The 22,696-nt window shown below is 68.0% G+C and carries 22 protein-coding genes; 11 read left to right on the forward strand and 11 right to left on the reverse strand.

What is annotated here, in order from left to right:
• Positions 1 to 5: 5 nt before the first annotated feature.
• Entirely contained in the window at positions 6 to 449 is a 444-nt protein-coding gene (locus AC5Y5B_RS13505; protein WP_112631434.1) for a limonene-1,2-epoxide hydrolase family protein, read from the reverse strand.
• Between the two features lie 308 nt (positions 450 to 757).
• Here AC5Y5B_RS13505 and AC5Y5B_RS13510 point away from each other — a divergent pair, with 308 nt between their 5' ends.
• Positions 758 to 1,411: a biliverdin-producing heme oxygenase gene (locus AC5Y5B_RS13510; protein ID WP_500005579.1), complete on the forward strand. Its 654-nt coding sequence runs from the start codon at positions 758 to 760 to the stop codon at positions 1,409 to 1,411.
• Between the two features lie 68 nt (positions 1,412 to 1,479).
• On the opposite strand, the gene AC5Y5B_RS13515 is transcribed toward AC5Y5B_RS13510, so the two are convergent.
• Both AC5Y5B_RS13515 and AC5Y5B_RS13520 read right to left on the reverse strand, forming a co-directional pair.
• Positions 1,480 to 2,241: an SDR family NAD(P)-dependent oxidoreductase gene (locus AC5Y5B_RS13515; RefSeq protein WP_500005580.1), complete on the reverse strand. Its 762-nt coding sequence runs from the start codon at positions 2,239 to 2,241 to the stop codon at positions 1,480 to 1,482.
• Positions 2,222 to 2,605, reverse strand: a complete 384-nt coding sequence (locus AC5Y5B_RS13520) for a hypothetical protein (RefSeq protein WP_500005581.1) — start codon at positions 2,603 to 2,605, stop codon at positions 2,222 to 2,224. Before AC5Y5B_RS13520 ends, AC5Y5B_RS13515 begins: the two co-directional genes overlap by 20 nt.
• Before the next feature lie 134 nt (positions 2,606 to 2,739).
• On the opposite strand from AC5Y5B_RS13520, the gene AC5Y5B_RS13525 reads away from it, so the two are divergent.
• The 3 genes from AC5Y5B_RS13525 (at position 2,740) to AC5Y5B_RS13535 (ending at position 5,793) form a co-directional block, all read left to right on the forward strand.
• On the forward strand, positions 2,740 to 3,423 hold the full coding sequence (locus tag AC5Y5B_RS13525) for a GAP family protein (protein WP_500005582.1): 684 nt from the start codon (positions 2,740 to 2,742) through the stop codon (positions 3,421 to 3,423).
• Positions 3,424 to 3,475: 52 nt separating this feature from the next.
• Complete coding sequence (locus AC5Y5B_RS13530; RefSeq protein WP_500005583.1) at positions 3,476 to 4,243, forward strand: class I SAM-dependent methyltransferase; 768 nt, start codon at positions 3,476 to 3,478, stop codon at positions 4,241 to 4,243.
• A gap of 92 nt (positions 4,244 to 4,335) precedes the next feature.
• Positions 4,336 to 5,793, forward strand: a complete 1,458-nt coding sequence (locus AC5Y5B_RS13535; protein ID WP_112631445.1) for an aldehyde dehydrogenase family protein — start codon at positions 4,336 to 4,338, stop codon at positions 5,791 to 5,793.
• A 5-nt stretch (positions 5,794 to 5,798) separates the two neighbouring features.
• Here the strand turns inward: AC5Y5B_RS13535 and AC5Y5B_RS13540 are convergent, their stop codons facing one another.
• On the reverse strand, positions 5,799 to 7,034 hold the full coding sequence (locus tag AC5Y5B_RS13540) for an osmoprotectant NAGGN system M42 family peptidase (protein ID WP_500005584.1): 1,236 nt from the start codon (positions 7,032 to 7,034) through the stop codon (positions 5,799 to 5,801).
• 81 nt (positions 7,035 to 7,115) lie between these two features.
• Entirely contained in the window at positions 7,116 to 7,997 is an 882-nt protein-coding gene (locus AC5Y5B_RS13545) for an HpcH/HpaI aldolase/citrate lyase family protein (protein ID WP_500005585.1), read from the reverse strand.
• A 184-nt stretch (positions 7,998 to 8,181) separates the two neighbouring features.
• Here AC5Y5B_RS13545 and AC5Y5B_RS13550 point away from each other — a divergent pair, with 184 nt between their 5' ends.
• Positions 8,182 to 9,105, forward strand: a complete 924-nt coding sequence (locus AC5Y5B_RS13550; protein WP_112631451.1) for a class I SAM-dependent methyltransferase — start codon at positions 8,182 to 8,184, stop codon at positions 9,103 to 9,105.
• A gap of 32 nt (positions 9,106 to 9,137) precedes the next feature.
• Here AC5Y5B_RS13550 and zwf read toward each other — a convergent pair whose 3' ends face one another.
• Complete coding sequence (gene zwf / locus AC5Y5B_RS13555; protein WP_500005586.1) at positions 9,138 to 10,634, reverse strand: glucose-6-phosphate dehydrogenase; 1,497 nt, start codon at positions 10,632 to 10,634, stop codon at positions 9,138 to 9,140.
• Between the two features lie 134 nt (positions 10,635 to 10,768).
• Between zwf and AC5Y5B_RS13560 the strand changes: the two genes are divergently transcribed.
• Positions 10,769 to 10,951, forward strand: coding sequence for a hypothetical protein (locus AC5Y5B_RS13560; RefSeq protein ID WP_197497982.1), 183 nt, complete (start codon positions 10,769 to 10,771; stop codon positions 10,949 to 10,951).
• A gap of 31 nt (positions 10,952 to 10,982) precedes the next feature.
• On the opposite strand, the gene AC5Y5B_RS13565 is transcribed toward AC5Y5B_RS13560, so the two are convergent.
• From AC5Y5B_RS13565 to hrpA, 3 genes are all read right to left on the reverse strand, one after another.
• Positions 10,983 to 11,960, reverse strand: a complete 978-nt coding sequence (locus tag AC5Y5B_RS13565; protein ID WP_500005649.1) for a DUF1444 domain-containing protein — start codon at positions 11,958 to 11,960, stop codon at positions 10,983 to 10,985.
• 91 nt (positions 11,961 to 12,051) lie between these two features.
• The gene (locus AC5Y5B_RS13570; RefSeq protein WP_500005650.1) at positions 12,052 to 13,527 is read right to left on the reverse strand and encodes an FAD-dependent monooxygenase; all 1,476 of its coding nucleotides are present in this window, start codon (positions 13,525 to 13,527) and stop codon (positions 12,052 to 12,054) included.
• 153 nt (positions 13,528 to 13,680) lie between these two features.
• Positions 13,681 to 17,592 (reverse strand): ATP-dependent RNA helicase HrpA, encoded by a 3,912-nt coding sequence (hrpA, locus tag AC5Y5B_RS13575; RefSeq protein WP_500005587.1) that lies wholly within the window; start codon positions 17,590 to 17,592, stop codon positions 13,681 to 13,683.
• Positions 17,593 to 17,730: 138 nt separating this feature from the next.
• On the opposite strand from hrpA, the gene AC5Y5B_RS13580 reads away from it, so the two are divergent.
• The 4 genes from AC5Y5B_RS13580 to AC5Y5B_RS13595 all read left to right on the forward strand — a co-directional run bounded on the left by AC5Y5B_RS13580 (position 17,731) and on the right by AC5Y5B_RS13595 (position 20,793).
• Positions 17,731 to 18,753 (forward strand): YihY/virulence factor BrkB family protein, encoded by a 1,023-nt coding sequence (locus tag AC5Y5B_RS13580; RefSeq protein ID WP_500005588.1) that lies wholly within the window; start codon positions 17,731 to 17,733, stop codon positions 18,751 to 18,753.
• A 59-nt stretch (positions 18,754 to 18,812) separates the two neighbouring features.
• Complete coding sequence (locus AC5Y5B_RS13585; RefSeq protein WP_112631463.1) at positions 18,813 to 19,586, forward strand: enoyl-CoA hydratase/isomerase family protein; 774 nt, start codon at positions 18,813 to 18,815, stop codon at positions 19,584 to 19,586.
• A gap of 78 nt (positions 19,587 to 19,664) precedes the next feature.
• A complete protein-coding gene (locus AC5Y5B_RS13590; RefSeq protein WP_240631654.1) occupies positions 19,665 to 20,024 on the forward strand; it encodes a DUF3253 domain-containing protein in 360 nt (119 codons plus the stop codon).
• Between the two features lie 106 nt (positions 20,025 to 20,130).
• Positions 20,131 to 20,793: a cutinase family protein gene (locus AC5Y5B_RS13595; RefSeq protein ID WP_500005589.1), complete on the forward strand. Its 663-nt coding sequence runs from the start codon at positions 20,131 to 20,133 to the stop codon at positions 20,791 to 20,793.
• Between the two features lie 6 nt (positions 20,794 to 20,799).
• Here AC5Y5B_RS13595 and AC5Y5B_RS13600 read toward each other — a convergent pair whose 3' ends face one another.
• A complete protein-coding gene (locus AC5Y5B_RS13600) occupies positions 20,800 to 21,474 on the reverse strand; it encodes an IF2 family translation initiation factor (protein ID WP_500005590.1) in 675 nt (224 codons plus the stop codon).
• A gap of 27 nt (positions 21,475 to 21,501) precedes the next feature.
• A complete protein-coding gene (locus AC5Y5B_RS13605; RefSeq protein ID WP_500005591.1) occupies positions 21,502 to 22,059 on the reverse strand; it encodes a CsbD family protein in 558 nt (185 codons plus the stop codon).
• A 273-nt stretch (positions 22,060 to 22,332) separates the two neighbouring features.
• Here AC5Y5B_RS13605 and AC5Y5B_RS13610 point away from each other — a divergent pair, with 273 nt between their 5' ends.
• Positions 22,333 to 22,587 (forward strand): hypothetical protein, encoded by a 255-nt coding sequence (locus AC5Y5B_RS13610; RefSeq protein WP_112631471.1) that lies wholly within the window; start codon positions 22,333 to 22,335, stop codon positions 22,585 to 22,587.
• The last annotated feature ends 109 nt before the right edge of the window (positions 22,588 to 22,696 follow it).

Below are 22,696 nucleotides of genomic sequence, written 5' to 3' on the forward strand. Positions count from 1 at the left end.
GCAGGCTAATCGCCCAACGGCGCGAACATCAGCGCGGGATCTATGCCGAGCTGTTGAGCTACGTGACTGGTGTCCCAGTACTCACGCCAGTGCGTGATCGCCCCGTCGCGAACCTCGAAAATCGCGGTGACGTGGAACGTGACGGCCACGCCGTTCATGGCGTTCACGTCGACTCGCTCGACGACGACGGTGTCGTGATCGGACACCATCGTGCGGATTTCACTCCCCTCGATCATGCCCGTCGCCAGGGTGTTGTGCTTCTCGAGTTCGGCGCGCGCCGCGTCACGGCCCCGCACGACCGGCGACAGCGGCACGTGCAGCTGCCACACGAAATCGTCGGCCATGAGCGCGGTCATCGCGTCCACGTCCATGCTCGTGCCGTAAGCGGCATGGATAAAGTCGACCACGATCTTTTCGTTGTCGTTTTTGGTTGCAACACTTTTCGCCATCGTATTGTCCTTTAGTGGTCAATGCAGCTCGCTATTTGTCGAACTGTAGATGGCCGCCGCTCGATTAGGCGCTGATATACGAATCGCTTAGCGGGAGTTCAGGGACGAAGCAGCGTGATGATGGTATGCCCCGCGCCCAACAGATCGAGCCCGCCGTCGATCCGCTCGCCGCGACGTTCCACCAGGCCGTCGGAGAACAGGACCAAGCCGTGTCCGGGTTCGACGGTGAAGGCACCGCGGCGTCGACTCCGGTTGGCCCCCCGCGGTGACCGGTCCCGCCGGGACGACCAATGTAATCTGAGCAGGTCATGTGCTCGGTCGCCGTCCCCACCAGTCGCCGTCTGTCGGTCGCGATGAAGCAGGGCTCGGCGGCCGAACACGACGCCGCCGAGCAGAGCCCGTTCATGACCGAACTGCTGGCCGGCCGGATCGGCGCATCGGGCTATTCCGAGTACCTGCTTCGGTTGCGTGTCGTGTACGCCGCCCTGGAGGACGCCGTGCGAGCCCGTCGCGACGATGCCATGGTGGCCGCCGTGTACGACCCCGCGCTGGAGCGCCTGAGCGCTATCGACGCCGACCTCGATCACTGGCTGGCCCCGGGCGCCGCACGCGACGTCGACTCCCCCGCGGCGGCGGCCTACGCCGAGCGGTTGGGCACGCTCACGTGGGGTGGCGCGCTGGTGGCCCACCACTACACACGCTATCTCGGGGACCTCTCCGGAGGCCGGGGCATCGGCAAAATCCTGGATCGCACCTTCAATCTCCGCGGCGCCGGACTGGCATTCTATGAATTCCCGGTGCGGCCCAAACCGTATAAGGACGCCTATCGGGCTCGCCTCGACGCGCTGCGTCCCGACGCGGGCGACATCGATCGCATAGTCGGCGAGGTGAAATACGCGTTCGGCCTGAACCAGGCCCTATTCGATGAACTGTCCGACAGCGCGCCGAGGCGTCGCCGCTGAATCACACCCGAGCCGAACCCCCGCCATAGGCCGGCGGGTGCCATCCGGGCATTGACCCGGCGAACGGGTCAGACCTGGTTGAATCCGCCGTCGGCGGTGACGGTGGATCCGGTGGTGAAGCTGGACAGATCGCTGGCCAAAAACACTGCGGCATTGGCGATCTCGGTGGGGTCGGCGAAGCGGCCCAGCGGGATGGTGGCGATGCGCCCGGCGCGGAACTCCTCGATCGAGGCGTCGGGATCGGTCTGCGCGGCCAGCGCGTTGCTTCCGGGGGTGGCGGTGGACCCGGCCACGATGACGTTGACCCGGATGTTGCGGTCGGCGAGTTCGTTGGCCCAGGCACGGGCCAGGGATCGCACGGCGGCCTTGGTGGCGGCGTAGATGCTCAGCCCGGGGCGGCCGCGGTCGGCGGTGGTGGACCCGGTCAGAATGATCGACGCGCCGTCGTTGAGCAGCGGCAGCGCCTTTTGCACGGTGTAGACGACTCCCTTGACGTTGGTGGTCAGCAGCGCGTCGAGGTCGTCGTCGGTGATCTCCCCCAGCCGCGCCACCCGGGTCGATCCGGCGTTGGCCATCACGATGTCGAGTCCCTTACCGGCGGCCGCGACCTCGGCGTAGAGCCGATCGAGATCCTCCGACGTTCCGACGTCGCCGCGCACCGCGCTCACGCGAGGGCCCAATGTGCGTGCCGCAGCGTCGAGTTCGGGCTGGCGCCGGCCGGTGATGAACACCCGGGCGGCGCCTTCGGCGAGAAACCGCTCGGCGGTGGCCAACCCGATCCCGGAGTTGGCGCCGGTGATGACGGCGATCCTATGGTCGAGCAATCCCATTCGGGTCTCTCCTCGAGTCGGTGCGGCCCGCGTAGGCCAGATAACCCCTTGCCGCCGTGGCCAATTCGTCGTCATCGACGTGAAGGTTGCCCAGGGCGAACGGGGCACGGTCCGCGAGCACGTTGGAGCCGTCCACCTTGGAGTTTTGGTAAGACTCCAACGTCCAAGCCCCGGCGAGGTATTCGCGTCGATCCCGCCCGGTAAGCGTGGTCATGGTTGCCGCCCCCTCCATGATGTGCCGTTCAACCGTGGCCGCGACTGCGCGCCCCGCCGACGCCTCGATGATGCCGTGGATGACGTGCGCCGACGCCGTCGCCCCCCGCGTCCCGCGCGGCGAGCGCGTGATCACCGGTGCGAACCGCAAGCCTCACCCCACACGCTTTCACCCGAACTCGTATTGTCTGCAGCATGATCGCCGCCTTGGTCCTCTCGCCGTGGTCAGTGCGCAGCCCGCTGTGGGCGGCCCGTAAATCCGCACGCTAGGCCCGGTGCTGACGCGTGGTGGCTTTGGCACTGGCGCTTGCCGGACTGGCGTTTCTCGACTCGCTCAACGTGCTCAACGTGGGAGTGGTCTCGGCCGTCATCTTCGATAGCCGGCTGGGGCGTCGGTCTCCGGTTCCCGGCGCCCTGAGTTACGTCGCGGGCGTGTTCGCGGTGACGACCACCTTCGGCGTGTGCACGGTGCTGGGCATCGGCTTCATCACCGAGGTCCTCGACTTTCACCTGACACCGGCGATTCGCTTCCGGGGCGAACTGCTGCTGGGGATCGCGCTGATCTGTTTGGCTTACTTTCCATTGACCGCGCAGTCGTCGGCGCCCGGCTGGGCGCTGGCGGCGATGCGCCAACGACCCTGGCTGCTCGGGTTTCTGGGGCTGGCGGTGGGCAGTGGCCAAGCTCCGACCGCCGTGCCCTATCTCACCGGCTTGGCGATGCTCGCGGCGCTACACCCGCGCCCGCCGCTCTGGCCGTTGATCATCCTCGTCTACTGGGCCATCGCGCTGTCGCCGCCACTGCTGATCCTTGCCCTCTCGATGAGAAGAACCATGCGGGCCAAGCGCATTCAGCGGGCGATCGTGCGTGCGCTGACCCGCTACGGCCCGATGTCGGTGCGCCTGTTGTTCCTGGTTTTCGGAACCGGGCTCATCGCGGACGCACTCGTCAATCACAGCGCGCTGTGGTGAGGCGGCACAACTTCTCATGGCTTGCACAGCGAGCTGGATTACCTTGTCGCGTGTGACTGATCGCCAAGAACGCGCGATGTCCTTCGGGTCGATCGCGCAGGACTACGACGGGCTGCGGCCGCAGCCCCCGCGGCAAGCGGTGGACTGGCTGCTGCCGGCCGACTGCGAGATGGCCGTCGACGTCGGTGCGGGCACCGGACTGTTCACCCGCACGCTCGTCGGCCGGGCGTCGCACGTCGTCGCCGTCGAGCCCGATGCGCGGATGCGGGCGGTGCTGGCCGAACGGTCCCCCGAGGTTCGCGCCATGGCGGGCACGGGTGAGGCCATTCCCCTCCCTGATCGCTGCGCCGACGCGGTCTTCGTCTCCTCCGCATGGCACTGGATGGATCCCGACCGGGCCGTCCCGGAGATCGGCCGGGTACTGCGCGACGGCGGGCGGTTCGGGCTGATCTGGACCAGTCGGGACCGTGACGTCGACTGGGTCCGCGACCTCGAGGTGCTGCCCAAGGACGACTCATCCGAATTGGATGCGCCCGACCGGTTCCGCCGGCGCCACGAGAACGTCGTGCTGCCGGACCCGCAGATCTTCCACAACATCACCCGGGAGACGTTCGAATTCGCGCGGACGATGACCGTCGACGACGTCGTCGCGATGCTGGCCACCTACAGCCGGGTGATCATCGGCTCTCCAGACGACCGCGCGCAGCGGCTCGACAACGCCCGAGCCATCTTGACCGAGCGTTTCCCCGGCGCGGAGACGATAGACGTCCCCATGCAGTCTCGGTGCTGGCGCGCCGATCGGATCCCCCGCGGCCGTTAGGCGCCGCGGCGCGTGGACGCTCCTTGTGCCGGATGTCGTAGACAGCAAGGGGTTAAGCGCGTAACTTCTGCCGCATTCACTGAGGAGACGCAATGACGGTGCAATCCGTGTTGGACGAGGTCCGAGAACGCCCGGGTACCGGTGACGTGATCCCGGTCTTCGATCCCTCCACCGAGGAACAGATCACCGAGTTCACCGACTGCGGCACCGAAGCCGTCAACGAGGCGGTCGCGCGCGCGAAGGCCAGCGCCGAGTCGGGGATCTGGTCCGGAAAGCCGGACTACGAGCGGGCGAAGATCTTGTGGCGCGTCGCCGACCTGATCGACGACAACGCCGAGTTGCTCGCCGAGCTCGAAATGCTCAATGCCGGAATGTATCCCGCTCAAGCGCAGATGCAGGTGAAGATCGGCGCCGAGTGGTTCCGCTACTACGCGGGCTGGTGTACCAAGATCGACGGGATTGCGCGCGACGTGAACACCGGCGGACTGACCGGCGTCGACTCGCACATGCACACCTATACGGTGCGCGAGCCCTACGGCGTGGTCGGACTGATCTTCCCGTGGAACGGGCCGGTGTTCAACTTCTGCGCCAAGCTCGCGCCCTCGCTGGCGGCCGGCTGTAACAGCGTGGTGAAACCCGCTGAGGAGACGCCCCTTTCGGCACACGTGCTGATGCGCCTGCTGGCCGAGGCCGGGGTGCCCGACGGGGTCGCGAACCTGGTCAACGGTTACGGGCACACGGTCGGCGCGGCGATCACCGCGCACCCCGACGTGGAGAAGGTCGCCTTCACGGGCTCGACGGAGGTGGGCCGCGCGATCGTGCACGCCGCGGCCGACAGCAACCTCAACAAGGTCACCCTCGAACTCGGCGGCAAGTCACCGGTGCTGATCTTCGATGACGCGAAACTGAAGAAGGCCATCCCCATGTCGGCGTTCGGCACGTTCGTGCACTCGGGGCAGGCCTGCGTGTGTGGTTCGCGCATTTTGGTGCAGCGTGGCGTGTACGACCAGGTCGTCGAGGGTATGGCGATGGTCGCGAATGCCATGAAGATGGGCGGCCCGAAGGAAGAGGGCACCATGAGCGGGCCGCTGATCAGCCAGAAGCAACTCGACCGTGTGCTCGGTTACCTGGAGCAGGGCAGGTCCGATGGCGCGGAGATCGTCACCGGCGGCCACCGGCTCGATCGGAAGGGGTACTTCGTGCACCCGACGGTCGTCACCAACGTCGATCCCGACACCAGCCGGCTGTTCCAGGAAGAGATCTTCGGGCCGGTCGTCACGATCCTGCCCTTCGATGACGAGGACGAGGCCGTCGCGTTGGCCAACAACAGCACCTACGGGCTGGCCGCCACGGTGTGGACCAAAGACCTGGGCCGCTCCCATCGGCTGGCCAAGCGCCTGGCGGCCGGAACCGTCGGGCTCAACTGCGCGTTCCCCTACGACCACTCGATGCCGTTCGGCGGCTACAAGCAGTCCGGCTGGGGCCACGAGTCCGGCAAGGCCGGCGTCGAGGCCTACCTACAGACGAAGATCGTCTGGGCCCAGATGTAGCGGCATCAGGCCTGGGGGCCTTCCGAGGGTGGCCAGACCGTTCCGGGCGACGCTTCGCCGGGGCTTTCGAAATCGCCGCGGGCCAGCGGCACCCACCGCTCGCTGGGCGCGGGCTGCTCCGACGACGGGAAGTCGCGCAGAGCGCCCGTCGGCTTGGCGTCCCATTTGGCGAACGTCAACGGTGTCTGCAGCCAGCAGTGCAGGAGGTTGTAGGCGGCTTCCAGCGAATCGATGTGCGTGCGCTCCCAGCCATGACTGCCGTCGAGGCCGAAGCCGACGAGCGCCGCGCGGGTGTTGGCCCCGGCCTCGATGGCCGCCGCGGCGTCGGAGCGGTAGTAGCGAAAAATGTCGCGGGCGAACGGGATTCCATGCTCGTGGGCGAGCCGGCAGAGTTTGCGGGTCAGGTGGTAGTCGAACGGGCCGTGCATGTCGGCCATCGGGATCGTCACACCGTCCTCGAGGGAATGCTGGCCCGGCGCGCACACCGCGTTGTCCACCGAAACCAGCTCGGCGACATCGGCGGGCAGGCCGTGGCTGGCCCCGTGGCCGACCTCCTCGGTGATGGTGACCATGATGGTGGTGCGGTGCGGCAGCACCACCTTGTTCTCGGAGAAGTTCTTGGCCAGCGCGAGCGCGATCGCGACACCCGCCTTGCCGTCCAGGTGGCGCGACACGATGAAACCGTCGGCGGTGAGCTCGGGGCTGGTGATCAACGCCACGAAATCGCCGACCTGCAGGCCGAGCCGAACCAGGTCCTCTCGCGAGGACACCTTGCGGTCGATGCGGACCTCGACGTGCTCCCAGTTCGTGGGTTGCGTGTCGATCTCGTCGCCGAACGCATGCCCGCTGGCCTTCAGCGGCATGACCGTGCCGGTGATGAATTCCTCGGGGTCGTCGATGAAGATGCGCACCCGGGCGCCCGCGGCGAACCGCGCCGAAAACGTGCCCACCGGAACCAGTTGGAGGCGGCCGTTGTCCTTCAGGTCGCGAACCATGCAGCCGATGGTGTCGGAGTGAACCACCAGGGCCCGGTCGATGGTGGCGGACTCACCCGGCAGTTCGGCGGTCAGCGCCCCGCGCCGGGTCAGCGTGAATGGCACCCCGAAGTGGTCGAAGATGTCGCCGATCACCTGCATCACCGCGTCCGTGCGTCCCGACGGGCTCGGGGTCTGCAGCAGCGCCAGCAGGGTGTCGATCATCCAGGTGCGGTCGGCCTCGGCCATGGCCGCGGTCTGGCCCACGTTTTCTCCTCTCGAGTCGCCTCCGGACGCGTTCAACCTACCGTGTGAGCGGCATCGAACGCCCGTCGCGGGCCGCCGGCCCTAGGAAGCGGATTCCATCTCGGAGATCAGATCGGCGAGGGTGAGGATGCGCTGGGCGTCACGCACATGCAGGCTCTCGATCATGCGGCCGTCGACGGTGATGACGCTGGTGCCGGCCGCCTGGGCCTCCTCGTAGGCCGAGACGATCTTGCGGGCGTCCTCCACGTCTTTGTGCGACGGCCCGAACAGCTCGTTGGCGGGGGCGATCTGCGACGGGTGGATCAGCGTCTTACCGTCGAAGCCCATCTCGCGGCCCTGCTGGGCCTCGGCCCGGAATGCGCCCGCGTCGGTGATGTCGTTGAACACACCGTCCAAGATGACCTTTCCGGCCGCCCGTGCTCCCAACAATGCCAAGCCGAGGGCGGGTACGGCGGGCGCGCGCCCGGGGACGTGCAGGCCGTGCAGCTCATTGACCAGGTCGTTGGTGCCCACCACCAAACCGGCCAGGCGATCGCTGGCCGACGCGACCTCCTCGGACCGCAGAAAGGCCAGGGGCGTTTCGATCATCACCCACAGCTGCAACGACTTCGGCGCTCCCAAGGCGTCCAGCGCGTCGGCCAGCGCTTGAACCTGTTGGCCCGTCTCGACTTTCGGCACCAGCACGCCGTCGGCGCTCGATCGGGCCACGGCCGCCAGGTCATCGTCGTGCCAGTCGGTGTCCAGGCCGTTGATGCGCACCACGACCTCGCGGGGGCGGTAGCTCTCCGACGAGATCGCGTCGCACACCGTCGTCCTCGAATCGGCCTTCGCGTCGGGACCCACGGCGTCCTCGAGGTCGAAGATCAGCACGTCCGCCGGCAGCGTCTTACCCTTTTCCAGCGCGCGTGGCTTGTTGCCGGGCAGGTACAGGGCGGATCGGCGCGGGCGCAGGGTGGGTGCCATGAAAGCGGTTCACTTCCTGTGGTCGAGGAGCGGGACGGGAGTCACGGGCCTGCGCGGTGGGTGCGGGGTGCGCTCGGCATAGGCAGAAAGTACCCTTCGGTACCGGTGGTGCGGTCGCCGGTGGTGTGCGGCCAGGCAGGCGAATTGGGCGACGCGTCTAGTGGATCCCGGAAGGGGAAAGCGAATGTCATCATTTGGTTCGGCGCGTAGCGAGGGCGACAGCTGGGACCTGGCCTCCAGCGTGGGGGCGACCGCGACGATGGTGGCGGCCTCCCGGGCGCTGGCGTCCCGCGAGCCAGACCCATTGTTGGATGACCGATTCGCCGAGCCGTTGGTGCGGGCGGTCGGTCACCCCTTCTTCATCCGCATGCTGGACAACGACATCCCGCTGGAAAGCGACGACATGCCGATGACGCTGCAACAGCGGCGCGAACAGATGACGGTGCGGACGAGGTTTTTCGACGACTTCTTCGGCGCCGCCACCGCCGCCGGGATACGGCAGGCCGTCATCTTGGCCGCCGGGCTCGACGCGCGGGCCTATCGGTTGGCATGGCCGTCGGGCACCGTGGTTTTCGAGGTCGACCAGCCGCAGGTGATCGCCTTCAAGACCGACACGCTGACCCGGCTCGGTGCCGAACCGACCGCGGAACGGCGGACCGTCGCCATCGACCTTCGCGAAGATTGGCCGACGGCATTGCGCGACAGCGGTTTTGACGCCGGCTCCCCCACCGCCTGGATCGCCGAGGGCCTGCTGCCCTACCTGCCGCCGGACGCCCAGGACCGGCTGTTGGACAACATCACCGCGCTCAGCGCGCCGGGCAGCCGGCTGGCCACCGAGAACATCACCGACATGAGCGTGTTCACCGACGAACGCGCCCGGGCGATGCGCAACACCTGGCGTCAGCACGGGCTCGACATCGACGTCGCCGAGCTCGTCTGGCTCGGCGAGCGACGGCCGGCGGCCGAGCACCTGGCCGACACCGGCTGGAACGTCACCCGGCGCCCCACCGAAGAGGTCTATGCGGACTACGGATTCGTGCTACCGGACAACGAAATCCTCAAGCAATTCCGTCACTCGATCAGTTACCTCAGCGCCGAATTGACCTGAGCCTTAACATTTTCGGCGGGCGAGCGGTTCCGTTAGGACTTGGCTTCGCGCCACCCCCGCTCGAACGGCAGCCGCCATGCGTTGGGCGCGATGAGTTGGTGAATAGCGTTGGGGCCCCACGTGCCTGGCTGATACATCTTGGCGGGGGGCGGATCGGTGAGCAGATCTTCGGAACGCTCCCACAATGATTCGATGCCCTCAGCGGTGTTGAACAGCGTGTGGTCGCCCCGCATCGCGTCCAGGATCAGGCGTTCGTAGGCCTCGAGGACGTCCACGACGGTGTCGATCTCCTGCGAGGAAAACTGCATGGACAGCTTGTCCAGCTTCATGCCCGGGCCGGGTCGCTTGCCGTAGAACGACAACGAGACCTTCGAGTTGTCGGCGAGGTCGAATGTGAGGTGATCGGGCCCCTGCGTGCCCACCCCGGACCCGGGCGGAAACATGGTCCGCGGAGCCTCTTTGAACGCGATCGAGATGATGCGGATGCCCTCGGCCATCTTCTTGCCGGTGCGCAGGTAGATGGGCACCCCGGCCCATCGCCAGTTGTCGATGCCGACCTTGAGGGCGATAAAGGTCTCGGTGTCGGAATCCTTTGCCACCCCGTCCTCGTCGCGATATCCGTTGTACTGACCCCGAACCACGTTGGACGGCTTGACCGGCAGCATCGACCGAAAGACCTTGTTCTTCTCTTCGCTGATGGCGAACGGTTCGAGCGCGGTCGGCGGCTCCATCACCACGAACGCCATCACCTGGAACAGATGGGTTACCACCATGTCCTTGTAGGCCCCGGTCTCTTCGTAGAAATTCGCCCGCTGATCCAGTCCCAGGGCCTCGGGAATGTCGATCTGAATGTGGTCGATGAAATTGCGGTTCCAGATCGGCTCGAAGAGACCGTTGGCGAAGCGGAACGCCAGGATGTTCTGCGCGGCTTCCTTGCCCAGGAAGTGGTCGATGCGGAAAATCTGTGATTCCTCGAAGGTTTCGTGCACGAAGTCGTTCAGCGCCACCGCGCTGGCCAGATCGGTGCCGAACGGTTTCTCCATCACCACCCGCGAACGCTCGACCAGCTTGGCGTCGCGCAGCATCGTGATCACGGCCCGCGCCGCCTTGGGCGGAACCGACAGGTAGTGCAGGCGTCGAACGTTGGGACCCAGATTCTCCTCGGCCTGGGCCACCGCCTCGGCCAGCCCCTCGGGTCCGGCGCCCTGTGGGACGTAGCTGATGATGCTGGCGAAGTTGGCCCACTGTTCGTCCGAGAGCTTGTGGGTGCCGAAGGAATCGATTGCCTCCTTCGCGAGTTCGCGGAATTCCTCCTGGCTCAGGTCCTCCAGCGACGTGGCGACGATCTGGATATTGGGCGCCAATTCCGACTGGTCCAGATAGGCCAGACCGGGGATCAGTTTTCGTTTGGCCAGATCGCCGGTCGCCCCGAAAAGGACGATGACGTGTGGGTCGAGCGAATCGGCGTGGCGGCGATGCGGGCGCGCGTCGGCGGGGTAAGCGATGGTCTGAGGTTTCTCGGTAGCCACTCTTGCGATACTTCCACCGTCGCGGCGCTGTGTCTCGTCTGTCTCGCGGCCGGCCGGTTCTGGTTAACAACCGCTCGATCGGGTATTGAATAGCGGCGGGTTCCCGGCGCCGGGTCCCGTCCCCACCCACGCCATTGGAAAGCGATATGACCAAACCGGACAAAGACCCGCTGAGCCGCGCGCAGGAGCTGGAGAACATCGTCGATCAGCTCGAGGAGAAGGTCACCGAGGAAAGCGAAGCCGAAGGCGTTCCCGGAAACCGCAGCGACCGGGAACAGGCGGCTGTTCGAGGTGCCACCAACGAGCCGCCGGACTGAGCGGTCGCTGGCCTGGCTCAGACGAGCACCCTCATTCGCTCGGGAAGTCGACGGCGTGCGCCTTCAGCGTCGCCAGCAGCTCGGGCGTGGGCCATTCGTTGGCCCGGTAGCGGACCGGGCTGATTCCCGCCACGGGCAGGATGCCCACCGCATCGACGACGGTGGCGAATGGCACGGTGAACTTGTCGGAAACGTTGGACGGATCGCCGACCAAAAAGGTCACGTAGTCGGTTTGCGGCAGCTCCCACGGGATCCCCTGCCCCCACGCCGCGGTGGTGCGCCGGCCCCAGGCCGTCTCGATCACCTGCGCTTCGCCGACGTATTGCGGGAACAATTCGCGCTCATAGTGCTCCCGCAAGAATTCGGTTTGATGGCGGTATTCCTGTGTGGCCAACAAGGTTCGGGCCCGTAGCGCCAGCTCGCGCAGGGGATGCGGGCCGGCCTGGTCGAACGGCGCGATGACGGTGCCCTCGATCGTGTAGCCCTGTGGCGAGATGGGCTGTTCGGCATCGAGGTACATCTGCTCGGCGACCTCGAAGAGGTTCGCGGCGTCGTCGGGTGCGTCGGTGCCCAGCAGCAAGACGCCGTCGCCGGGGAAGAACACCAGCGGACGGGGGCCGCCGGCCACCGCCAGCGAGCCCAGCCAGCCGGTGGCCAGGATCATCGAATCGATATAGGTGCCGCCGTCGGCATCCTTCAACAGGAACTTCTCGCCCGGGGCGAAGGTCTGTTGACGCGCCGACAGGTTCTCCCTGGCCACCGCGAAGGCCTCATCGCCGGTGATGCCCCACGCTGAAGTCTCCGCCGGTGTCACCATGGCCCGCACGGTGGGCAGGTCGACCACGACCATCTCGTTGATGAAGGGAAACACCGGGCGCACCCACGGCTGACCGCCGGCGTTGACCAAGTAATTCACGTAGCTCTGCGGTCGCAACACCGGCCTGAGCAAGGGTTGGGCCTCGGCCCAATCCTCCGGCGCCGCCGGCGGTTGCTCGGTTGCGATATCCACGGTGCGTGCTTCCTGCTCTTGAACAGCGAACACGCACGTTACACCCTGCGCCGGGCGGCACAAGTCACCTTTTTCGGCGCGCGTACCGCCCTCACGTTGCGACGGGCGGTCCGAACCAGGTGCCGAGGGCCCCGCGCAGCGCCGCGTCGGCTCCGGCGCCGACCCAGGCGACGTGTCCGTCCGGCCGGATCAACACCGCAGTCGGTGCGCTCACCGCGCCCAGCGCCGGAAGCTGCCATGTACCAACATGTTTCGCGTCGACGAGTCGCACCCGGTGCGCCCAGGATGCGATGTCGATGCGGCCGGCCTCCCCGAAATTGAGCAGCACCGGGCGGGCATCTCGCAGGAGGTCGAAGACGCGCGACGAACCGTCGGCGGTGAGCAGATCCAGGTCGGGCATGCGTCGCCCCACCAGGGGGTGCCCCTCCCCCAGGTCGTACCGGATGTCCAGGCCCGACATCATCGCTGCGAAGCGGGCGCGGGGTTCGTCCATCTCGAGAAGCTCGGTCACGGTGTCGCGCAGCGCCTGGGTGCGTTCGTCGGGGCGAAGGAGCGCCATCTGCGCCAGCGCATTGCGCAGCACGCGGCGAGCGACGGGATGCCGTTCGGCGTGATAGCTGTCCAGCAGGCTGTCGGGCGATGTCTTGTCGACCACCTGGCCCAGCTTCCAGCCCAGATTCACCGCATCCTGCACCCCGGTGTTCAGGCCCTGCCCGCCCACCGGGTGATGGATATGTGCGGCATCGCCGGCCAGCAGAACCCGCCCGCGCCGGTAGCTGGCGGCCTGGCGCGCCGCGTCGGTGAACCGGGAAATCCATGCGGGACTGTGGATCCCGTAGTCGGTGCCGTACACGGCGACCAGGGCCTCGCTCAACTCGCGCAGCGTGGGTTCGGTGGGCGGCCCGAGGCGCCGCTCGGTGACCATGATCCGAACCGGTCCCCCCTCCTCGGCAACCGAGAGGGCATGGACACCGAGCGCGTCGTGATGGATGCCCCACTGCGGGGATTGCCCGGCCCCCGAATCCAATTCGGCCTCGGCGAGCAGATAGCTCGTCGTCGCCTCCCAGCCCGGAAAATCGATGTCGGCGGCTTTGCGGACGACGCTGCGTCCGCCGTCGCACCCCACGACATACTGGGCCCGCAGCACCCGGCCATCGTCCAGCCCGAGGTCCACCCCATCGCCGTCCTGCGCGACGGTCGCGACCTCTTGACCGCGATAGATCGGCACGCCGAGTTCGTCGACCCAGTCCGCCAGGATGCGTTCGATCTCGTTCTGCCACAGCGCGAGTCCGTAGGGATGCCGGGTGGGAAAGTTACTGATGTCCAGCCGGATCTGGGAGAAGCCGGCGACCTGCGCCACCTGGCCCCGCGACAGAAACCGATCGGCGATGCCACGCTGATCGAGAACCTCGATGGTGCGGGCGTGCAGGCCGCCGGCCCGCGTCCCCACCAGGTCCTGGTTGGTGCGCCGCTCGACGATGGCGGCGTCGATCCCCGCCAAGCCCAGTTCGCCCGCCAGCATCAGCCCCGTCGGCCCGCCGCCGGCAATGAGCACCGCGTGCTCCATGCCGCCGCGCGAGCTCTCCGCTGATCTCGAAACACCCACTTCGCCACCCCGATTCGCCTGAATTCCGGTTGAGGACAGCGATTTTGCAACACCACCCGGGCCTTGCGGCAAGCCCCCGGGTGCGCTATAGGTTGAAAGTGGCGGGAACAGCCATCACCAGCGGTCGCGCAGGGCATCGATCGCGCGGTGGATCCGCTGCTCGCTGACCGGGCGGGGCGTGCCGAGTTGCTGGGCCCACAGGCTCACCCTGAGTTCCTCGATCTGGCGGGAGACATCGCGAACGTCGGGGGCCGTGCTGGCCTCCTGGGGCAGCGCACGCAACAGCTCGGCGTAGGCGTCCTGCACGGCGTGCACCCGCTGCATGCGCTCCCGATCGGCCTGGACCGCACGGGCCAGGCTCTCGAGGCGGCGGCGGATCGCGATCAGGTAGCGGGTGAGGTCGGCGAGGTGCGCGGCCCCGGTGCTGGTGACGAATCCCGCCGGCAACAGCCGACCCAGCTGCGCGCGGATGTCGGCGACCGCATCGGCCTGCGCGGCCGGCGGATTCGCGGGCACCAGCAGTTGCACGTCCTGAGCGGCGGCCAGCACCTTCTCGACCCGTCCCACAACGTCGACGGTGGTCGGCGACAAAGACTTTGCCGCCCGCTGCTGCAGCTCGGTGAACTCCGCGCGAGTCCATACCGGCGCCGGCACGAGCACGTCGGCCGCGGCGTCGGCGCAGTCGTCCAGGAGTGCGGACAGGTCGCCGTCCGGATTGGTGCCGAGAACCAACCGGGTGCGCGGATCAAGTTGACGCGCAATCGCTTTGGCCGGGGACGCGACGCTGAGGCGCACCAATCGCCGGATGCCGGGTCGCATCGCCTGCTCCTGTTCGGACGACGTGGCGAACACCCGCAGGCTCACGCCGCCGTCCGCGTCGACGAATGCGGGAAATCCCCGCACGGTGCGCCCAGCGACCGTGCGTTCCACGACCCGCGGCAGTTCGTCGAGGTCCTCGGGCCAGCCGCGCAACCCGGTTCGCTCCAGATCACCCGCGACCGCACGGGTGACGGCCTGCCGGGCCGGCGTCGTGAGCCGCTCTTGCAGTGCCCGCAGATCCTTGCCGCGCGCCAGCTCGCCGCCGTCACCGGACTCGACCGCGAACGTCACCCGCAGATGCGACGGCAGCTTGTCCAGGTCGAAGGCGTCGACGGGGACCAGCACCCCGGTGCGACGGCGTAACTCGCGTTGCAGCGCCGGCAGCAACGGTTCCCCGCCCGGGTCGATTGCCGCCAGCACCGCGCGGGCGGTGTCGGGGGCGGGAACGAAGTTGCGGCGCAAGTCTTTCGGCAGTGAGCGGATGAGCGCGGTCACCAGCTCCTCGCGCAGCGCCGGCACCTGCCAGGCGAACTCGTCGCCGCCCAGGCGCGCCAGCACGTCGATCGGCACGTGCACGGTGACCCCGTCGTCGGCGGCGCCGGGATCGAAGCGGTAGGTCAACGGCAGCGCGACGTCGCCCGTCCGCCACGTGGTGGGGCGATCGGCGTCCGCCGTCTCGTGCGTGCGCAGCAGGTCGGCGCGGGTGAAGGTGAGCAGGTCCGGCGTCTTGTGGCGCTGCTTTTTCCACCAGGCGTCGAAGTTTCGCGCCGAGACGACATCGGCGGGGATGCGGGCGTCGTAGAGCGCGTAGATCTCGTCGTCGCCCACCAGCAGGTCGCGGCGGCGTGCCCGCTCTTCCAGGTCTTCGAGCTCGGTGCGCAGTCGCGCGTTGTCACCGAAGAAGCGATGACGGGTGTGCCAGTCGCCCTCGACCAGCGCGTGGCGGATGAACAGTTCGCGCGCCACCACCGGCTCGATGCGTGCGTATCCGACGCGGCGGCGCGCGACGAGGGGCAGCCCGTACAGCGTCACCCGCTCGTAGGCCATCACCTCGCCGCGCTGGGCGTCCCAGTGCGGTTCGCTGTAGGCGCGCTGCGCCAGGTCGCCGGCGACCCGCTCCACGACTTCGGGCTGGATGCGGGCGGCGGTGCGCCCGTACAGCCGGCTGGTCTCGACCAGCTCCGCCACGACGACCCAGCGCGGGGGCCGCTTGGTGAGCGCCGAGCCGGGCGCCAGCACGAAATGCGAGTTGCGCGCGCCCAGATACTCGCGGGTGTCTTCGCGGCGCATTCCCACATGCGACAGCAGCCCGGCGAGCAGCGCCGCGTGCACCCGGGCCGGATCGGCCGGCGCATCGGACGGGTCCTCGACGATGCCCAGGTCGCGGGCGATGCTGCGCAGCTGCCCGACCAGGTCCTGCCACTCCCGGATGCGCAGGTAGTGCAAAAACTCCGAACGGCACATCCGCCGGAATGCATTGCCCGATAACGACTTCTGCTGCTCGCGCAGATAGCGCCACAGGTTGAGGTAGGACATGAAATCGGAGTGCTCGTCGGCGAAACGGGCATGCTTTTGGCGGGCCGCCTCCTCGCGGTCGCTCGGCCGTTCCCGCGGGTCGGGGATGGTCAACGCCGCGGCCAGCACCAGCATTTCGGGCACGCATCCCTCGGTTTGGGCCTGCAGGATCATTCGGCCCAGCCGCGGGTCGACGGGCAGCCGCGCGAGGCGGCGGCCGAGGTCGGTGATCGCGCCGTGCTGGTCGAACGCGCCCAGTTCGGCCAGCAGCTGCACTCCGTCGCGCACGCTGCGGCGGTCCGGCGGATCGAGGAAGGGGAACTTCTCGATGTCGCCGAGCTGCAGCGCCGCCATCTGCAACAGCACGGCGGCGAGATTGGTCCGCAGTATCTCGGGGTCGGTGTAGCGCGGCCGGGCCGCGAAGTCCTGTTCGGCGTAGAGCCGGATACACACCCCGGGCGCGACGCGGCCGCACCGGCCGGCGCGCTGGGCGGCGGACGCCTGCGAGATGGGTTCGATCGGCAGCCGCTGCACCTTCAGGCGCCGGCTGTAACGCGAGATGCGGGCGTTGCCCGGGTCGATCACGTAGCGGATCCCCGGCACGGTCAACGACGTTTCGGCGACGTTGGTGGCCAGCACGACGCGGCGCCCGGTATGGGGCGCGAACACCTTCTGCTGCTCGGCGGTGGGCAGCCGGGCGTACAGCGGAAGCACCTCGGTGTGTTTGAGGGCACCGCCCAAAGCCTCTGCGGTGTCCCGGATCTCGCGTTCGCCCGACAGGAAGACGAGGATGTCCCCCGGCGGCTCGGCCTCCAGTTCGGCGATGGCGTCGACGATCGCCTCGACCTCGTCGCGGGTCTCGGTGCGCACGATCTCGTGGTCGGGGTCGTCGGGATCGTCGCCCGACGCGGCGGGCACGGCGACCTCCAGCGGTCGGTAGCGCACCTCGACCGGATACGTCCGCCCCGACACCTCGATGATCGGTACGCCGCCGCTGAAGTGGTCCGCGAACCGCTGCGGCTCGATGGTCGCCGAGGTGACGATCACCTTCAGGTCGGGCCGGCGCGGCAGCAGCTCGCGCAGGTAGCCGAGCAGGAAATCGACGTTGAGGCTGCGCTCGTGGGCCTCGTCGAGGATCAGGGTGTCGTAGCGCAGCAGGCGACGGTCGCGCTGGATCTCGGCGAGCAGGATGCCGTCGGTCATCAGCTTGATCAGCGTGCGGTCGCTGACCTGGTCGGTGAACCGCACCGTGTAGCCGACGATGTCGCCGAGCGGGCTGTCCAGCTCGTCGGCGATGCGCTGCGCGACGGTGCGCGCGGCCAGCCGGCGGGGCTGGGTGTGCCCGATGGTCCCGCGGATGCCGCGGCCGGCCTCCAGGCAGATCTTGGGCAGCTGGGTGGTCTTCCCGGACCCGGTCTCCCCGGCGATCACCACCACCTGATTCGCGCGGATCGCCTCGGCGATTTCCTGCCGCCGCTCGCTGACCGGCAGGTCGGGATAGGCGATCGCGGGCACGGCGGCCTGACGGGCCGCGACGACCGCTTGCGCGGCCGCGATCTGGTCGGCCAGCTGGCGCAGCTTCTCGGGTGGACCCCCGTGCAGATTCCTCAGGCGCCGGCCGAACCGCGCGGCGTCACGCAGCGTCACACCGTCGAGCTGAGTGCGCAACTGCGCTGCAGACGGTTCGGCCACCCCGCACAGAATAGGCACCCGAACGGCCGTCACCCCAACGCGCCGGGGCGGCCGGCGGGGTTGGCGGCAGCCGAATCCGGGTATCACGTGCCGAGTGCATCGAACGTAGATGCCGGCTTGCGGGGGAAGTGATCGGCGATGGTCGGTTGGCTGGACAGGCTGCAGCGACGGAATCGCGTCGTCGGCGTGATCGTCGCTGTCGTCTACAAATACAACGACGACCAGGGCGGTTATCTCGCGGCCCTGATCACCTATTACGGGCTGGTGTCGCTGTTTCCGCTGCTGCTGCTGTTGACCACCGGCCTCGGGGTGGTGCTGGCCGGCAGACCCGATCTCCAAGCACAGGTGCTGCACAGCACGTTGAGCCAGTTCCCGGTGCTCGGCGACGAGCTGCATCACCCCCAGGGGCTCAGCGGCGGAGCGGTGGGCGTGGCCGTCGGGCTGCTCGGCGCGCTCTACGGCGGGCTGGGCGTGGGGCAGGCCCTGCAGAACGCGATGGACACGATCTGGGCGGTGCCGAAACACAAGCGCCCCAACCCGATTCTGTCCCGGCTGCGCAGCCTGCTGTTGCTGTTGGTGCTCGGCTCGGCCGCCATCGCGGCCACCGTGTTGGCCGCGGCGGGCCACGCCACCGGAGCGCTTGGCGTGTTCAGCAAGATCGGCCTTGCACTGGCCGCCGTGGCGATCAACGCAATGATCTGCCTGGTGGCCTTTCGCGTCACGACCGCGCGCGCACTGACATACAGGCAGGTGTGGCCCGGAGCCCTTGCCGCCGCGTTCATTTGGCAGATGCTCCAGTGGTTCGGCGCCGGCTACGTCGCGCACACCGTCAAACGGGCCAGCGCCACCAATAGCGTGTTCGCGCTGGTGTTGGGGGCATTGGCGTTTCTGTTCCTGGCGTCGGTGGCGCTGGTGATGTGCGCCGAGGTCAACGTCGTCTTGGTGGAGCGGCTCTACCCGCGCGCGTTGCTCGGCGCATTCAGCGACGACGCGGATCTGACGATGGCGGATCGGCGAACCTACACCAAAAAGGTCAAAGCCGAACGGGTCAAAGCCTTCGAGCGGGTCCATGTGCATTTCGACGACATCAAACGGTTGCCCTCGAAAACCGTTGGGCGCCTTGGCGTTTTTCATGACTTTCGCCGCCCGCGCACGCCATGACCAGGGATTGTTCCCCGGCTCATGGCAAGGGCGCGGGCGTGGCGCAATAGTCTGCAGTGATGAGTCTGGTCACCTATGAGCAGCACGACCACGTTGCCACGATCACCCTGAACCGTCCCGAGGCGCGCAACGCCATCAACGGCGCGCTGCGCCAGGACCTCAACGCCGCCTGGGATCGCTTCCGCGACGACCTGGACGCCTGGGTCGGAATCCTGACGGCCAACGGCGGCGTCTTCTGCGCCGGCGGCGACCTCAAGGACGGGGAGGGCTCGGTCGGCACCTTCGGTGGCACCTTCTGGGAGAAGCCGACGATCAACTCGTTCGAATCCGGCATGGAATTGTTCAAGCCGACCATCGCCGCCGTGCACGGCCCCTGCATCGGCTACGGGGTGACCGGGGTGTTGTTCTGCGACTTCGTCATCGCCAGCACCGAGGCCACGTTCTGTTTTCCCGAGGTGTCGATCGGGGTGCCCACCATCGTCGGGGCCATCCGGCTGCCCCAGCGGGTGGGCTGGGCCAACGCCATGGAGTTGTTGTTGACCGGAAAACCCATGAGTGCCGAGCGGGCCAAGGAGATCGGCCTGGTCTGGAAGCTGGTCGAGCCCGACCAGCTGCAGGCCGAAGCCCAGGCGTGGGCACGCACCCTCACCGAGGCGGCGCCGCTGGCCCAGCGGGCGACCAAGGAGGTGGCGTGGCGAACCGCGGACATGGGCTGGATCGAATCGGTGCGGTTCGGCGAGACCATGCGCAAGGTGGCCGGTGCGACCGAAGACGTCGCCGAGGGGCTGCGGGCCTGGGCGGAGAAGCGCAAACCGCAGTGGCGCGGCCGCTGAGGCCTGCGGGCGGTGCCAGAACGCGTGGCGCAGCCGGCCGGGCCCGGTTCGACCGGGTAGTGGCGAATGGGCGGCGCCGTGGCCTTGACTGGTGGGGTGGGTCAGCGGTCGCGTGACGAACTGGTTCGGGTGCTCGGCGGTGGCGGCCGCGGCGCCGATCACGCCGAGATCGCCCTCGGCGACGGACCGATCGGGCGCCGGCTGGAGGCGGCTATCCGCGCGTTGACCGAGCATCGCGGGCCCCGGAGCAGCATCTGCCCGTCGGACGCCGCCCGCGCGCTGGGCGGCGACGACTGGCGGGAGTTGATGGACGACGCCCGCGAGTCCACCCGGCGGCTCGCCAGGTCGGGTGAGGTGGAGATCACCCAGCGTGGCAACGCCGTCGACCCCGACGGTGACTGGTCCGGACCCATTCGCATCCGCGCCATCCGCTCGTAGCCCATTGACGTTGGGCGGCAAGGTTATTCGCCAGATCCAAGGCGCCCGGCCGCGCCAGCGCCAACCGCCGGGACCGCCGGAACCGGCGATATGACAGGATTTCGGCATGAGTGCACGCGGACTTGCTCGCTTGGTTGGTATCCCGGTTCTGATGGTGTGGGCGCTGCTGAGTGCACCCATCGGCGGCCCCACCGCCGCCGCCGATCCCTGCTCGGACGTCTCGGTGGTTTTCGCCCGGGGCACCCATCAGGAGCCCGGCCTGGGCAACATCGGACAGGCCTTCGTCGACTCGCTCACCTCGCAGCTGGGCGGTAAGTCCGTCGACGTCTACGCGGTCAACTACCCGGCCAACGACGACTACCACAACAGCGCCAACGCCGGCGCCAACGACGCAAGCGCGCACATCCAGGACGTCATCGCCAGCTGCCCGAACTCCCGCATCCTGCTCGGCGGCTATTCCCAGGGCTCGACGGTGATCGACCTGGCCACCAACGCGCTGCCGCCGTCGGCGGCGAACCACGTTGCCGCCGTCGCCCTCTTCGGTGAGCCGACCAGTCAGTTCTCCACCATGCTGTGGGGCGGTCAGCCGCTACCGACGATCAATCCGGCGTACGGCGCCAAGGTCACCAGCCTGTGCGCGCCCGACGACCCGATCTGCTCCGGCGGCGGCAACATCATGGCCCATGTCTCCTACATCGACGCCGGGATGACCGCCCAGGCCGCCACGTTCGCGGCCAACAGGATCAACCAGGCTTCGCCGCAGACCTGAGGCGCCTCAGTCGTTGGCCCGCTCCTCTTGCCGTTGCCGCTTCTCGGCGGCCGCCAGCTCGGCCACACGATCCGCCTCGGCCCGCTTGCCGGCCGCTTCGCCGAGCTTGTCCTCGGCTTCGTCGACCTTGGCCGCCGAGGCCTTGGCCGCGGCCTTCTCGGCGGCCTGAGTCCGGTTTTCCACCTGGCGCTTGGCTGACTCGACCCCCTGCTTGCGCTTGGCGGCTGCCTCGTCGGCGCGCTGCTTGGCCGCGGCGCTCTGCTGCTGCGCCGACTGCGCCGCTTCGCGTTTGCGCCGCTCGGCGTCGATGCGCGCCTCTTGGACCTCCTGTTTGGTGGCGTCCTGCGCCTCCTCGCGCTCGCGGACCGCCTCGTCGCGGGCGTCCTTGAGCTTCGCGTCGGCCTGTTCCTTCCGGGCCGCAGCCCTGGCGTCCAGTTGAGCGGCCCGTCCCAGCGCGTCGCTGCGATCGACCAGGGCGGCGCCCCGTTCGACGATCGTCGGGTCGCCGAGCGCGTTGCCCACGGTGCTGTCGAGCATGCCCAGTGAGCGCTCATAGAGCAGTCGGGCGGGTGCTTCGGTCGGGATGCGGTTGACCACACGATCCTCGATCAACTGCAGCGGGAACCGGGCGAGTTGGTAGTGAAACCGCAGAACTGCCAACGGGACTTCGGAAATTTTCATCAACTTCTCCTGTGTGAGGCCCCGCCGTCAGGGCAGGTCGGCTTCGTCGGTCACGTTCTGGGCATGGCGTCGCAGTCGCTCGGCTTCCGACTGGTCGTTGCGGGCCACCTGGACCGAGGTCTGGTGTTCGGCGACGGCGTCGATGATGTCTTCGGACGCTTCGCGGATCTCCGCCCGCTCTTCGGCCCTGGCTCGTTGAATGTCGCGCTGCGCGTCCACCTCGGCCTGGGTCTTTGCGGCGGTGGCCTGCTGAAGCGCCGCGCGGTCGGCCGCCCGCTTCTGCGCGGCCTCCTGGGCCTCGATCGAATTCTCCGCGGCCACGGCCTGGGCGTTGGCCGCCAGGCGTTGCTGGGCGCCTTCGACCCTGGCTTCGGCCGCATCCTCTTGCGCCTGCTTGGCCTGGGCTTCGGCCACCGCCTCCGTCGTGTTCGCTTCCTTGCGTGCATGCGCCTGGGTCTGCTCGAGTTGCCCCTCGGCGGTCAGCGATTCGTTGCCCGTAACAGCGCCGACGACCTCTTTTGCCTTGCCTTTGATCGAGTCGATCAGGCCCCTGCGCGCTTCGTCGGCCTTGTTGTGCTCACTCATCGAAATACTCCTTGAGGGTGGCCAGGAACGTTCGTCCGTGCCAGGTGTGTGATTCCACGGACTGAGCCGCTCAAACATTGGCGTGTCGCGGGTCACGCGTCGACGACCGGGGCCGGCGCGCGATTCGTGATGAAACACCAAGCGCCGCCGCAGTTTTCACCCCGGGCGGGCCCGGTATCGCGCATAAAACGAACGAAATGGCCCCTCGAGCGGGTCGCCTAGGCCTACCGGGCCATGGGCGAGCGCCGCGCCGGTTCCGCTAACGTCGACCTTATGTCCAAAGTGTCCGGCAACGACCTGATCGACGACGTCACCCCTGGCGACATCATCGCCGTGGACCGCGGTTCGGGTGAACAGCCCTACAAAGTCGTCTTCAAAGACGCCAGCGACGCGGGATATCTCCTCACGTTCGAGACCGACCGCGGCGAGACCTTTCAGCTCGACCTGCCCGCCGGCACCAGGGTGACGAGATCGCTCGAGGCCAAATGGGAGTCCGCGCAAAGTCCCACCCCGAACTCGGAGATCTGAGCCGCAGTCCCGCGCCCACCCGGGACCTGTTGAGCGACAGGCCTTTCGAACGATCCCCGCCCGCCTGTGCGGGCCGGCGCGCGCTGACACCGCCCATGGCGCCAATCGG

The sequence above is a fragment of the Mycobacterium sp. NGS33 genome, from assembly GCF_059812885.1.